Source organism: Xanthomonas hortorum, from assembly GCF_011305375.1.
GTDB lineage: Bacteria > Pseudomonadota > Gammaproteobacteria > Xanthomonadales > Xanthomonadaceae > Xanthomonas > Xanthomonas hortorum_E.
Window position 1 is genome coordinate 410,474 of the sequence record NZ_VCME01000007.1, and the last position, 13,705, is coordinate 424,178.

Genomic DNA, 13,705 nt, shown 5'->3' on the forward strand with positions numbered 1-13,705 from the left:
GCAACTTCAAAGCCCCACAACCGGGGCTTCAAACATCAATCAACCGAAATACCCGCCAACCGCTGCAATGCTTCGGCATATTTCGCGCGCGTACGCTCGATAACCTCTGCCGGCAGGCTGGGGCCGGGCGCGGTCTTGCCCCAGTCCAGAGTTTCCAGATAATCGCGTACGAACTGCTTGTCGTAGCTGGGCGGGCTGGTGCCCAGTTCGTATTGGTCGGCCGGCCAGTAGCGCGACGAGTCCGGGGTCAGCATCTCGTCCATGATGTACAGGCGGCCATCGGCGTCGGTGCCGAATTCGAACTTGGTGTCGGCCAGCAGAATGCCGCGTTCGGCGGCAAAATCGGCGGCGAAGCGGTAAATGCGCAGCGTGGCATCGCGCACGCGCTCGGCAAGCTCTGCGCCCACCGTCTTGACCATCGCATCGAAGTCGATGTTTTCGTCATGGTCGCCCACGGCGGCCTTGGTCGACGGGGTAAAGATCGGCTCGGGCAGTTTCTCGGCCTGGCGCAGGCCGTCGGGGAGTTCGATGCCGCTGATCTTGCCGGTGCGCTGGTAATCCTTCCAGCCGCTGCCGATCAGGTAGCCGCGTGCGATCGCTTCCACCGGCACCGGCTTGAGCTTGCGCGTGACCACTGCGCGCTTGGCATACAGCGCCGGGTCCACACCGTCGGGCAGCACCTGCTCCACGCGGATGTCGACCAGATGGTTGGGCATCAGGTGGTCGGTCTTGTGGAACCAGAAGTTGGAGACCTGGCACAGCATCTCGCCTTTGCCGGGGATCGGGTCGGGCAGCACCACGTCGAACGCGGACAGGCGGTCCGTGGCCACCATCAGCAGATAGTCGCCCGGGGGCGCATCGGCGGGCAGGCGCTCGCGGGGAATGTCGAAGACATCGCGGACCTTGCCACGGTGACGCAACGGCAGGCCGGGCAGATCGGATTGCAACAGCGTGGTCGACACAGGCACTCCTAAGGACGTCGCAATGACGCTGTCCCCGGGACCCGGCGGGCCCGCGGGTAGGCAGCGGGCCGCGTAGTGTACGGCGCTTCGGTGCGCGCCGCTGGATTTATTGGAGGCAACCGCGCGGCCGCGTGCAGGCCGTGTCAGCCAGGCCGGGTGGGCGTTCGGGTACTATCGCCAACCCGCCTCCCCGCCCCCGATCGCCCATGTCCTGGTACGGAAAACTGCTCGGTGCACTGGCCGGCGCCTTGCTGTTTCGCGGGGCACCGGTGGTGGGGCTGATGATCGGCCTGGCGATCGGCCACGCGGTGGACGCCGGTTGGTTCAAGCGTCGTGCGGAAAATCCGTATGAAGCGCTCGGGCTGGAGCCGGACGCCACCACTGCCGAGATCGACCTGGCCTATCGCCGGCTGATGTCGCGTTACCACCCCGACAAGGTGGCCAATGCCGGTCCGGAGGCACGCAGTCAGGCCGAAAAAAAGGCCAGCCAGATCAACGCCGCCTACGATCGCATCCAGCGGCTGCGCAAACGCTGATCGAAGGCCGCGCATCTGGTCTCGTTGCGAGGCGATGCAACGGCCTGCTAAGGAATCGAAGCTGGAACCCGCATAACAAAAACGCCTGACCATTGAGGCCAGGCGTCGTGGTCACTCACATACCAGTACTCAGAAACGATACGTCGCCGTCAGCCGCACTGCATTGGCCGAGAAATCGGTGTCGGTGCGGCGCAGATCGGTACCGGCCGGATTGACGCGCAGGAACGGGTTGGTCGCCGGTGCCGTGCCCGGCCCGACGCGCACGCGGGTGTCTTCGTCCTCCAGGCGGGTGAACAGGTATTCCACGCCCACCGAGACGTTGTCGCTCAAGCGGCGCTGCAGGCCCACACCGGCCTGATAGCCGTCCGCGCTGTCGCCACCGCTGCTGGTGAAGCTGTTGGCGGTGTTGCTGCTGGAGAAGCTGTGGTCGAACTCGCCGCGTGCCACGCCGGCGGTGAAATAGGCCAGAAAATCGCCCTGCTCGCCGAAGGCATACCCGATCCGGCCACGCAGGGCGGCGGTGCGGTTGAGCTGGCGGGTGAAGGTGTAGAACGCCGGGGTGGTGCTGAAGGCGCTGACGCTGTCGCGCAGGTCGTTGCGGGTGTACTCGGCCACCACGCCGTAGACCCAGTTGCCGGCCTGCCAGTCATAACCGAGACGCGCGCCATATTCGGCACCGCCCTTGTCCTTGCTGCAGTCACTGGCCGGGGTGCGGCCGGCTGTGGCGCCACCGCAGAAGCCGGGCGAGAACGCATCGGCACCGGTGGCGGTGCTGACCTGGTCGCCATCGCGGCCGTCCAGATTGGTGTCGAAGCCGAAGCGGCCGCCAGAGACGCCACTGACGTCGGCGCCGCCGACATTGGCGCCAATGGAGAAGCCGGACCAGTCGGCCGGGCCGGTTTGTGCCCAGGCGGACGGGGCGAGGGCCAACAGAACGATGGCGGCAGAAGCGAGCGGGGTGGTTTTCATGCGTTCTCCTTAATCGGGCGCAGCGCGCCAGTTCTGTGTGTACGCACGATGGCGGCGCACGGATGCAGGACGCTTTCGTCCTGACGCTTTCATCCTGCGATCCCGGTTGCGAGAATGTGCGCTCCGTTACCTTCCGAGCTGCCCATGCAACCGACGGCGATCGCCCCGTCCATCCTGTCCGCCGATTTCGCCCGTCTTGGCGAAGAGGTGAACAATGTCCTGAAGGCCGGCGCAGACTGGGTGCACTTCGATGTGATGGACAACCACTATGTGCCCAACCTCACCATCGGCCCGATGGTGTGCCAGGCGCTGCGCAAGCACGGCATCACCGCGCCGATCGACGTGCATCTGATGGTCGAGCCGGTGGACCGCATCGTGCCGGATTTCGCCGATGCCGGCGCCACCGCCATCAGCTTCCATCCCGAGGCCAGCCGCCACGTGCACCGCACGATCCAGCTGATCAAGTCGCATGGCTGCCAGGCCGGGTTGGTGCTCAATCCGGCCACGCCGGTGGACATTCTCGACTGGGTGCTGCCGGAGCTGGATCTGGTGCTGGTGATGTCGGTCAACCCCGGCTTCGGCGGGCAGGCCTTCATTCCCTCGGCGTTGGACAAGTTGCGCGCGATCCGCAGCAAGATCGATGCGCTCGGCAAGCCGATCCGGCTGGAGATCGATGGCGGGGTCAAGGCCGACAACATCGGCGCGATCGCCGCCGCCGGTGCCGATACCTTCGTGGCCGGTTCGGCGATCTTCAATGCCCCCGACTATGCGCAGGTGATCGCGCAGATGCGTGCGGCGGTGGATGCGGTGCGATGAGCCAGGCCCCGCTGCAGATCCGCAGCGCCACGCCCGATGACGCCGCGCTGCTGCACGAACTGGTCACCGCACTGGCGGTCTACGAACGCGAGCCCGATGCGGTCAAGGCCAGCCCGGACGCGTTGCGCGCCAGCCTGTTCGGCGACGGCGCCACCGCGCACGCGTTGATTTGCGAGCAGGACGGGCAGGCGCTGGGATTTGCGGTGTATTTCTTCAATTACTCGACCTGGCTCGGCCGCAACGGTCTGTATCTGGAAGACCTGTTCGTGCGTCCGCAAGCGCGCGGGCAGGGCGCTGGCCTGGCGCTGTTGCGGCATCTGGCCCAGTTGGCCGTGCAGCGTGGCTGCGGGCGGTTCGAGTGGTCGGTGCTGGACTGGAACGCGCCGGCCATCGCGTTCTACCAGGCCGTCGGTGCGCGCCCGATGGAGGGCTGGACGGTGTACCGGCTCGACGGCGAGCGCCTGGCCGCGTTTGCCGCTGGCGCTTGAGCCAAGCGCGGCGCGCAACAGCGGCACATAAAAAAAAGGCCGCTCCCATTGGAGCGGCCTTCAAGAAAATTGGAGGCTGATCCTGCCCCCGCCCGTCGTCCCTGCTATGGACTTCCATCCTCCGGGTCATCGATGACATGCCAATGACAGCCCGGTGGCAGTGCGTATTCACGATGCACGCAGCGGCCCGCTGCTAGCCTGCGCGCATCACTCCCACAGCATTGGCAGCGCGCATGGCCCCGTCCCACTGGCGTCTGATCCTCAACGGCAAGTCCACCGACAATCTGGACCTGCGTGAGGCGGTGGGAACGCTGCGCAAGCGCGGCATCCAGCTCGATGTACGGGTCACCTGGGAAGAGGGCGATGCCGAGCGTTATGTTGGCGAAGCCGTCGCCGACGGCGTGCACACCGTGGTCGCCGCCGGTGGCGACGGCACCCTGAGCGAAGTGGCCGCCGCACTCGCCCATCACGACACCGATGCCGCCATGCTGCCTTCGCTGGGTCTGGTGCCGCTGGGCACCGCCAACGACTTCGCCACCGCCGCCAACATCCCGCTCGAGCCGCTCGACGCGCTGACGCTGATCGCCGAACGCCCGGCGCAACCGATCGACCTGCTGCGCATCGATGCCGAGCACGGCCCGCATTGGTGCGCCAACGTCGCCAGTGGCGGCTTCGGTACCCAGGTCACCGTGGAAACCGACGAGGGCTTGAAGAAGATGCTCGGCGGCCTGGCGTATCTGATCACCGGCATGTCGCGCCTGGGCCGGATCGACCCGATCAGTGCCCGCTTCAGCGGCCCGGATTTCAGCTGGGAAGGCGAGTTCATCGCACTCGGCCTGGGCAACGGGCGCCAGGCCGGTGGCGGCCAGGCGCTGTGCCCGGAGGCCTTGATCGACGACGGCCTGCTCGACGTTACCATCGTGCCCGCGCTCAACGGCGAAGTGGCCGCCACCCTCGGTACCCTGGTCACCGGCGGCAAACAGGCCGCGCTGGAACGCGTTGCCGTGCGCGCCCGGCTGCCCTGGCTGGAGATGGTCTCGCACCAACCACTGACCTTGAATCTGGACGGCGAACCGGAGACCTCGCAGCATTTCCGCATCGAATGCGTGCCGGCGCGCTTGCGCATGCATTTGCCGGTGGAATGCCCGTTGCGGAGCGCTTGAAGCTGGGAATAGGGAATCGGGAATCGGGATTCAAGCGAAGCAACTGCGGCTCAAGCGAAGCAACCGCCATCGCACCGCTGTAAGCCCCTCTCCCTCCGGCAGAGGGGTTGGGGTGAGGGTCCCTGCGCCGACACACATGCCGCTACCAGGCATCTCGCTATGACATTGGCCAACAGCAAGTCGTCGCAGACAGCCCACAGCCCAATACACCCATCAACGACAAACACGCGCCATCCGGCCCGGATGTCACTCAGCTTGAAAAGCCACACCCAACAACACACAACCCAACTCACTTTCGCAATTCGCACATCTTCGGCACCGCCCCTGCTGCCCTAAACCAGCAGTTGCGCTACAGTACCCACGTGTCCCGCCTGACGACTTCACGCTCCTTCTCTTCCGCTCGCCGCTGGTGGCGATGGTGGCCCGTTGCCGTCGTCCGCCCCGCCACAGAGTCCCGGAAGGAAAGTCGTCTTGATCACCGCAGAGCAGTTCCAGCGCCAGGCCGCTGAAGGTCACACCCGTATTCCCGTTGTCCGCGAAGTGCTGTCCGACCTGGACACGCCGCTCTCGGTCTATCTGAAGCTCGCCGACGGCGCCTACACCTATCTGTTCGAATCGGTCGAAGGCGGTGAGCGCTTCGGTCGCTATTCCATCATCGGCCTGCCGGCGCGGCGCGTGTACAGCTTCCGCGGGCATGCGTTGGAAATCAGCGAGCACGGCGAAGTGCTGGAAACCCGCGAGGTTGCCGACCCACTCGCCGAGGTTGATGCCTTGCGCGCCGAGCATTCGGTGCCGCAGCTCGACGGCCTGCCCGGCTTCACCGGTGGCCTTGTCGGCTGGTTCGGCTTCGAGTGCATCCAGTACATCGAACCGCACCTGGGTGGCGGCGACAAGCCCGACGAACTCGGCACGCCCGACATCCTGCTGATGCTCTCCGAAGAGCTGGCGGTGTTCGACAATCTCAAGGGCCGCCTGTACCTGATCGTGCATGCCGACCCGCGCCAGCCGCAGGCCTATGTGCGCGCCAATCGGCGCCTGGACGAGCTGGCGCATCGCCTGCGTCAGGGCGGTGCGGGGTATCCGCAGGCGCAGATTTCCGATGCCATCGACGAGTCGGATTTCCGTTCCTCGTTTACCCGCGAGGAATATCACGCGGTGGTGCGCAAGGCGCAGGAATACGTGCGCGCAGGCGACATCTTTCAGGTGGTGCCTTCTCAGCGTTTGCGTGTGCCGTTCCGTGCGCGCCCGGTGGATGTGTATCGCGCCTTGCGCGCGCTCAATCCATCGCCGTACATGTATTTTCTCGATGTCGGCGGCACGCAGGTGGTCGGTTCCTCGCCGGAAATCCTGGCGCGCCTGCGCGATGGTGTGGTCACTGTGCGGCCGATCGCCGGCACCCGCCCGCGTGGTGCCACGCCCGAGCTGGACAAGGCGCTGGAAGCCGAACTGCTGGCCGACCCGAAGGAGCGTGCCGAGCACGTGATGCTCATTGATCTGGGGCGTAACGATGTCGGCCGCGTTGCCGAACCTGGCTCCGTGAAAGTCGGCGAGCAGTTCGTGATCGAACGCTACAGCCATGTCATGCACATCGTCAGCGAAGTGACCGGTACGCTCAAGGCCGGCCTGAATTACAGCGATGTGCTGCGCGCCACGTTCCCGGCCGGCACCGTCAGCGGCGCACCGAAAATCCGCGCGCTGGAAATCATCCGCGAGCTGGAGCCGGTCAAACGCAACGTGTATTCCGGCGCAGTAGGTTACATCGGCTGGCACGGCGACGCCGACACCGCCATCGCCATCCGCACTGCCGTCATTCAGGACGGCTATCTGTATGTGCAGGCCGGCGGCGGCGTGGTCTACGACTCCGATCCCGACCTGGAATGGCAGGAGACGATGAATAAGGGCCGCGCGCTGTTTCGTGCGGTTGCGCAGGCGGCCAAGGGGTTGTGATGGACGGGCAGGGCAGCGCCGTATGCATCAGTTTTCGCAACGACTACAGCGAGGGCGCGCACCCGCGTCTGCTGCAGGCACTGGTGCAGGCCAGCGCCGAGCAGAACGCCGGCTACGGCACCGATCGCCACAGCGAACGTGCGATTGCGTTGATTCGGCAGGCGGTCGCGCAACCGCAGGCCGACGTGCATCTGTTGGTCGGCGGCACGCAGACCAATCTGACCGCGATTGCCGCGTTTCTGCGCCCGCATCAGGCCGTGATCGCAGTCGAAGCCGGCCATATCGCCACGCACGAAACCGGTGCGATCGAAGCGACCGGCCACAAGGTGCTCACCGTGCCTGCGTCGTACGACAAGCTGACCCCGGCGCTGATCCAGCCGGTGCTCGGCGTCCACGGCAACGAGCACATGGTGCAACCGCGCCTGGTCTACATCTCCAACAGCACCGAGAGCGGCACCATCTACACGCGTGCCGAACTCGACGCGTTGTCGCGCTTTTGCCGCGCGCATGACTTGCTGCTGTATCTGGATGGCGCGCGCCTGGGCGCAGCGCTGACAGCGGATGGCAACGATCTGGATCTACCGACGATCGCCGCACTGACCGATGCGTTCTACATCGGCGGCACCAAGAACGGTGCCTTGCTCGGCGAAGCCTTGGTCATCGTCAATCCCGCATTGCAGGCCGACTTCCGTTATCTGATCAAGCAGCGCGGCGCGCTGCTGGCCAAGGGTATGGTGCTGGGCGTGCAGTTCGCCACCTTGTTCGAAGATGGATTGTTCTTCGAGCTGGCTGCGCATGCCAATGCCATGGCGCAGCGTTTGCGCGCCGGATTGCTGGCCGCTGGCGCGCAGTTCACCAGCGACTCGCCGACCAATCAGCAGTTCATCGCCGTCAGCGCGCAGCAGGCCGCGCAGCTGGCGCAACGCTACGATTTCGAGCGTTGGGAAGTGCGCGCCGATGGCAGCCACGTGATCCGCTTCGTGACATCGTGGGCGACCACGGCAGCCGCTGTCGATCGTCTGTGTGCGGACTTCGCAGTGCTCGGCCACTCCGCCATGCGTCCATAACCACCTCTCTCATCAAGGAAGAACCGGATGAAGCAAATTGCCGGCACCTACGCTGAAAACATCTATGCGGTCTTCCTGATTGCGCAGTGAGTTCCTGCAATCCGCATCGTCAGCAAGGAAGGTGTCTATGTCATGGCGAGTATCCGGAGATATTGCTGCCCTCTGCACGTGCCGAGCATGACAAGGCACGCGCGCCCTTAAAGCAGCCCCTTCATTGATCTAATAGTCGCCAGGCCGAGCACCTGCCCACCGGGACCCGTGAACAGCACATCGTTCCGCTGTCCAGGCTGGACCTCGAATTGCTGAAGGAATCGCAGACGTCTACAGGTGGACGCGGCTTCCTGTTGCCCAACTATAAGAGGCCACAAGAGTCCATGACGGCCACCATGTTGGATCGCACGCTTGAGCGTATGGGATTCAACGGAAAGGACAGCATCTGCTTCTCTGCGCATGGCTCCCGTGCAACTGCATCCACGCTCTTGAACGAAATGGGCTTTCGTCCCGATGCCATCGAGCGCCAGCTTGCGCATGCTAAGCGAAATAAAGTTCGGGCTAGATGTGCTCAAACATCTCGAAGATGTAGATATAGAAAGGGCAATGGCTAGCCCCACGCGTCTCTACTCGGCATCGCGATGATCCGATATTTCACCCTGCGGATCTTTTTGTCGCGCGCCGGATTTTTTCGTTTTTAGTCTTATGGATTCGCGTCCACCCAACCTCTTTCGATAAACGCTTACATAGACTAAGAGGCGATTCTTGATGCGTGTCCGTGGTGCCAGAATATCAGAAATGGCTTGTAGACGGTTCTAAGCGGTATGCTTTTTTCGCCGGTCGCCTTTGAAACGTTATTTCAGCAGCCCGCTGAGAACGAATTTATAGCGAAAAGGAAAAATTATGGGAAATTGTATAAAGTCTGATGGCGGCGTCGGTTATTCGACTTCGTCGCGCCTCGATGAAGGAATAGACCCATTGGCATCGGGTGTCCAGTATGGACCGTCGGTGCGGGCCCACGAAGAATTATCGAGCCCCGAACTAGGTGTCCTGGCAGGCCTCCGGCGCAAGTCTGTCAAGGTTAACTCGCAGACCATGGCTCACCTGCAAGTTGGGCAAATGGCGAATCGGGTTGTCAAGGATGTTTTGGACACCGGGGCTGGTAACCAAGTTGTGGATGTCGCAGCAAGTGGTGGCGAAAGCTGGGCTCGGCTCAGGCTCGGCGACGAACTTGCCCCACATGGCAACATGCAAGCTCAGTTGCAGAGGGCCAAGTATTCGCAAGGTGGCAACTGCCCAGTGCATGCATCCTTGGCGGCTGCCATATTGCTTCGTATGGGCAGCGAGCCCGAGACCGAGATCAATGCACCAGTCGTGCGTGTTTGGGAGGCTCGGGAATTAGACCACACATATACTATGATCGGCGACCCACGAGACAGGACGTGGGGAGACAAGAACACTGTCGTGGTTGATCCTTGGCCTGTCGTTCCCTCTGCAATGACGCTGTCCGAAGCAAAGCTACACGACGCCAGGAAAGACACCTGGACTCCGTTCCGGCCCAATGACGGCATGATAGTTAATACGTTTGCGCCCGGTAGTTCCGAGTGGCATAGGATGGCCGACAACGCCACAGTGATTCAGCCGATGACTTCGGAGCGGGTTGAAGAGCGACTGAGCCGAAGCAAAGCGATGCGTAAACAGCCGGCATTGTCTCTTGGGGACAAATTGGCAGTGCATGCGTTCAGAGTCGACAAAGATTCAATGTGGGACTCTCGGTTGAGCACCAATCCAGCCACTGTGTATACAGATGGCACGAGAAGTCAGACATTTGACGAGGTCTCATCAAGTACGGTGGAGCACTTGCGCGAAGGAATTGCGGCGCTGAGGCGTATCAACAACGATTGAACGCCACACACCAAGCACACATGTTGGGGCGCGAAGCTGCTGCTTGCGCTGTGCATACGCCGAGCCGTCATGTGCCCGCTGTCCGCCATTGCGCTGGCTCTGAGACACAAGGTGCCAGGTCGCGTTGCCGCCTTCTCCATCTTTAAACGGCATTTAACCGCACTCTGATCTACCAAGTTCTGTGCGAACAAATCGCGATAACAACTGACACTCTGCCGGCACGCATGGCCATGTGACAGGCGCTCCCCGGAGCCCTGTCATCTTGAACGAAGCATGGCGCTAACGGCAGTCGCCACTACTGGTTTGAGAATTATCCGACTGCTGCTTCACCACCACTTCCCATGTGCAACAACGAGGCGAGCAGCGCCGAATCGATCGTGGAGCGGTGTACCTTCGCATCGGCATGACCGAGCGCTCGCATGAGCATCTCCCAGCGCTTCCCTAGATTTTTCTCTCTTGCCGTTTTCAGATGGACGGCGTTAAAAGCCTTGTGGCCCAGGGTAGGCAACGCGTCCGCCGTCACCGGCTCGGAAGTATGCAGGTGTACGAACCATGGCGCAGGGCGCTTGCCGTTGGACAACGGTGCGTGGTCGATGCGTATCTCAAACAGCGTGCCGCGATCTCCATTGTCGTGGTCGGAGGGTAATCGAATTGGTGAAGTTACGCGGGCAACCTCGCTCATCTCCAGCAAGCGCGAAAGATGTGGCGAACGGGGCTGCGGGTCGCTCTTCAGCGCATCTGCTTCGCGGATCTGCACACGCTGCTCGATCATGTCCACCAGCTGCAAACGCTCGGTGAGTTGGGCAATCCGATCGTCTTCTGGCGACAGTTTCGCCTTTGTCTGCAGCAACCGATCCCTTGCGAACCAGTCCCGGACCGACGCGCGTACGAACGTGAAAGCAATCGCCGCATCTTGCCCGGAGCGATGCATCATACTGTTGACGCTGCTGGTGTCCCTTCCCAGCATTTTCGCAATCAGCATGAAGTCCGCGTCCAGTTCGGTCACCATGGATCGTTCCAGCGGAATGCTCTTTAACAGCGCATCCGCTTGTTTTTGTGCAAGCGTCCGTGTATCGCTCAAGATGGCAGGAGGTGCAGGGACGGGGTTAGACTCTTCGGCCGCTCGATTGCCCGGCTTGCGATGCTTGCGGGCCGGTCTCGGCGACGCCCTCGGCACGGGCAGCTGCTCGATCGTTGCAGATGGCGACGTGACGACCTCGCGCTTTCCGGCGACAACGGAACTGGTGAGGTCAAGCACACACCGTCGATAATCGGTCAGTGCCTGCGCCAAATCGAGCATCGATCTCCAGATATGATCGTCACAATCATTCTCAATGAGAGCAGCGACATCCACGCATAGCTTCAGACCGATGCGCCCAAAGTGCTCTGCATAGTCCTCAAGAACGTCTTTGTGCTGTGCCACCACCTGCGGAGTCAATGCAACGCCGGCTTCCGAGGGACATATCGATTCGATCACGACTTGGCTCAGCGCCGAAAACGCCGCTGCTACGTTATCGCCGCGGTAGTTCTTGGCCTCGTCCAATTCGTGCAATCTATCCATGACTTCCGGCATGCCCTTGGCCTCGACCTGACGCTCCAGCTGCAGACGATGGATATCGACGAGCAGACTCCGGATTGACTGCATCGTTTCATGGCAAAAACCCAGATTGGTCCTGATCAACGGCACCATGGCTGAGACATTTTCGCGTATTTTCTTGTGTGTATCCGGCGCCTTCATGCGTCTCAGCAACTCATCCATTGCTCCCCGGTACTGTTCGATTTCGCTCAAATACCCCTGCCACTCTTCGGTTTGCTGACGCTCAACATCACTGTTGTGCAGCTCCGCCTGCACAGTAGTGGCGCCGATCGCGGGTTCAATCGGCCGAATGATGTCAAATTGCTGCATCCACTTGTCTTCCAGCAGTTCGTCACGTGCTGCATAACCGACTGCAGCGGACGTTCCGAGAAGCGTCAACAATGCATGTTCGTGCTCCACTGCGGCTTTAGACTGCAACCGCCCCTGCACCTTCAAATCGGCGACTGCCTGCAATCCTTCGCGGGCAGACTTCATGGCAGCCAGCGATAGCTTGACCTTCTGTTCCGGGGCCACTTTCGACGTAGCCCCTCGTTGTCCCTGCGGGCCTTCATTACTGACGATCACATCTCTAAAGATCTTGGCTTTGCCAAGCGCTTTTCTCAGCATTTCGCCTGGGTCAATGCGCTGAAGCTGCATGGCAGCCGCGGGTAATAACACAGGGCTTGATGGCCCCGGCAACACATCAGACGAACCCACAACGGTCTGCCTTACGGGCTTGGGGGGCCTGGCGGCAAGTCCGTGTAGTTGCGGCGACTGCTTAACAGGGCGGCCGCCAGTAGTGTTTGTTGCCGTCGCGGAGTCTGTCGGCACAATGGCAAGGTTCGTCGACTCAGCCAACTCTATAGAGCGCTGCTTGATCATTTCGACACGATGCATGATTTCTTCCTTTTCTTCTGGCGTTCGTAACACCATCACTGATTAACTGTTCGCTGCGCTCTATTGACAATTATTAATCATGTCGCCGGCAACTGAAAATAATTGATGAATACTGCAGATTGCCCTGCCAGCGCGCAATTAATCAATCGAAGGATTAGGAATAGCCCCGATTTTCCGCCAGCTTCCGCGGTTAAAGGTGGCGCTTTCGCCCCTTCGAAAAGATCTCGAAGAGGAACCTTCTGAAGCATGTGGTCGGGCTGCCAATGAGTATGGGTGCGCTCGCCCTGTCTAGTTATGTGTAAATGAATATTCGCATATTCGTCGACAAAAGCGCGGGGACAACAAGTAAGTCAGAACCGAACCGGTACTGCGCAAAAAGATGCGAACGGATGGCTATTGGTCCGAAGCTCCGCACTGCTCCCCAGCGTGCATCGGCGATGCGGCGGTGGATCCGATTTTTTCCTTGTCCTTGAGGGTAACTGATTAGCCCACCCTTATGCTCCATCGCGCGTTAGACGACATCCAGAGCGATGGTCGATTAACTCACTTATTTCGCACATGAAAATAAAGGTTCGCTCTTCGAGAAATCTTGAAGTGCCAAGAAGATCAGACTTGCCGTCCCGTATCCAGAACGTTGACATGCCAAAGATCCACCGATCCAATGGCTTACACGAATCCCATTCACCCAATGGCTTGGCAGGCTTCGATCAAGAGTCCATTGTCAAGTTTCATTAATATACAGCTCCTGAGTTCCTCGGGCTGAGTAAGTTCAGTTCGAAAAAGAAGAAAGTAAACGCCTCCACTATGCAAAACTTGAAGCTCGCTGAAGATGCAGTGCTGAAAGTAAAATACTTGCTACCTTATGGTGCAGGTAACCAGAAAAATGACATCAGCTATACCCAAGGAGAGTCATGGGCAAGGCGGGCGATGCTGCGAGACAATGAGTATAATCAGGATCCCATTCAGAATGCGGGTAGGGCTGTAGCTTACCAAGCCGGAAACTGCAACGAACATGCAAATGTGGGTTATACGCTATTGGCGGCCAGCTCACTCAATGCGCCTCTACTTCGAGTAAGCGACGCAGATGAAGACCATGCTTACGTGCTGATTGGTGATCCCCGTGACCCCACGTGGGGCGAGAAAGATACGGTCGTTGTGGATGCGTGGGTGACACATCCAACAGCAATGACGTTAGACCAATCAAAAGGCTTAAATCCGCAGCCTACTCCCTTGTTCCAACGGCCTCCACGGGCTCAGCCAGATGCCAGAGCGACCGCTGCACTTGCCAACGTAAGCCCAGTATCGACTGAGAATGTCAATAAATATCTTCTTGAGCAGAGAGGCGCACCTGAAATTGGGCAGCCGCTCCTAAGGAACCTCTGAACAAC

General features: G+C 60.9%; 12 protein-coding genes. 9 read left to right on the forward strand and 3 right to left on the reverse strand.

Features of this window, described 5'->3' with window-relative positions; translation table 11 throughout:
* Positions 1-35: 35 nt before the first annotated feature.
* Positions 36-962, reverse strand: coding sequence for a phosphoribosylaminoimidazolesuccinocarboxamide synthase (locus FFY45_RS09500; protein ID WP_016901356.1), 927 nt, complete (start codon positions 960-962; stop codon positions 36-38).
* 206 nt (positions 963-1,168) lie between these two features.
* Here FFY45_RS09500 and FFY45_RS09505 point away from each other — a divergent pair, with 206 nt between their 5' ends.
* Entirely contained in the window at positions 1,169-1,498 is a 330-nt protein-coding gene (locus FFY45_RS09505) for a J domain-containing protein (RefSeq protein ID WP_006448472.1), read from the forward strand.
* A gap of 129 nt (positions 1,499-1,627) precedes the next feature.
* On the opposite strand, the gene FFY45_RS09510 is transcribed toward FFY45_RS09505, so the two are convergent.
* Complete coding sequence (locus FFY45_RS09510) at positions 1,628-2,467, reverse strand: outer membrane protein (protein ID WP_176340233.1); 840 nt, start codon at positions 2,465-2,467, stop codon at positions 1,628-1,630.
* A 144-nt stretch (positions 2,468-2,611) separates the two neighbouring features.
* On the opposite strand from FFY45_RS09510, the gene rpe reads away from it, so the two are divergent.
* The 7 genes from rpe (at position 2,612) to FFY45_RS09540 (ending at position 9,844) form a co-directional block, all read left to right on the forward strand.
* Positions 2,612-3,283, forward strand: coding sequence for a ribulose-phosphate 3-epimerase (rpe, locus tag FFY45_RS09515; RefSeq protein WP_176340234.1), 672 nt, complete (start codon positions 2,612-2,614; stop codon positions 3,281-3,283).
* Positions 3,280-3,771: a GNAT family N-acetyltransferase gene (locus FFY45_RS09520; protein WP_176340235.1), complete on the forward strand. Its 492-nt coding sequence runs from the start codon at positions 3,280-3,282 to the stop codon at positions 3,769-3,771. Before rpe ends, FFY45_RS09520 begins: the two co-directional genes overlap by 4 nt.
* Positions 3,772-4,004: 233 nt before the next feature.
* Positions 4,005-4,934 carry a lipid kinase YegS gene (yegS, locus tag FFY45_RS09525; RefSeq protein ID WP_176340236.1) on the forward strand — a complete coding sequence of 310 codons (930 nt, stop codon included), beginning with the start codon at positions 4,005-4,007 and terminating at the stop codon, positions 4,932-4,934.
* A gap of 471 nt (positions 4,935-5,405) precedes the next feature.
* Positions 5,406-6,881: an anthranilate synthase component I gene (trpE, locus tag FFY45_RS09530; RefSeq protein WP_176340237.1), complete on the forward strand. Its 1,476-nt coding sequence runs from the start codon at positions 5,406-5,408 to the stop codon at positions 6,879-6,881.
* Positions 6,881-7,948 (forward strand): threonine aldolase family protein, encoded by a 1,068-nt coding sequence (locus FFY45_RS09535; RefSeq protein ID WP_176340238.1) that lies wholly within the window; start codon positions 6,881-6,883, stop codon positions 7,946-7,948. The genes trpE and FFY45_RS09535 overlap by 1 nt, the downstream gene beginning before the upstream one ends.
* A 242-nt stretch (positions 7,949-8,190) precedes the next feature.
* Positions 8,191-8,553, forward strand: coding sequence for a tyrosine-type recombinase/integrase (locus FFY45_RS22375; RefSeq protein ID WP_369333969.1), 363 nt, complete (start codon positions 8,191-8,193; stop codon positions 8,551-8,553).
* A gap of 481 nt (positions 8,554-9,034) precedes the next feature.
* Positions 9,035-9,844: a hypothetical protein gene (locus tag FFY45_RS09540; protein ID WP_176340239.1), complete on the forward strand. Its 810-nt coding sequence runs from the start codon at positions 9,035-9,037 to the stop codon at positions 9,842-9,844.
* 310 nt (positions 9,845-10,154) lie between these two features.
* Here FFY45_RS09540 and xopP read toward each other — a convergent pair whose 3' ends face one another.
* Entirely contained in the window at positions 10,155-12,317 is a 2,163-nt protein-coding gene (gene xopP, locus FFY45_RS09545) for a type III secretion system effector XopP (RefSeq protein ID WP_255171914.1), read from the reverse strand.
* Between the two features lie 804 nt (positions 12,318-13,121).
* Between xopP and FFY45_RS09550 the strand changes: the two genes are divergently transcribed.
* On the forward strand, positions 13,122-13,700 hold the full coding sequence (locus tag FFY45_RS09550) for a hypothetical protein (RefSeq protein ID WP_255171915.1): 579 nt from the start codon (positions 13,122-13,124) through the stop codon (positions 13,698-13,700).
* Positions 13,701-13,705 lie beyond the last annotated feature (5 nt).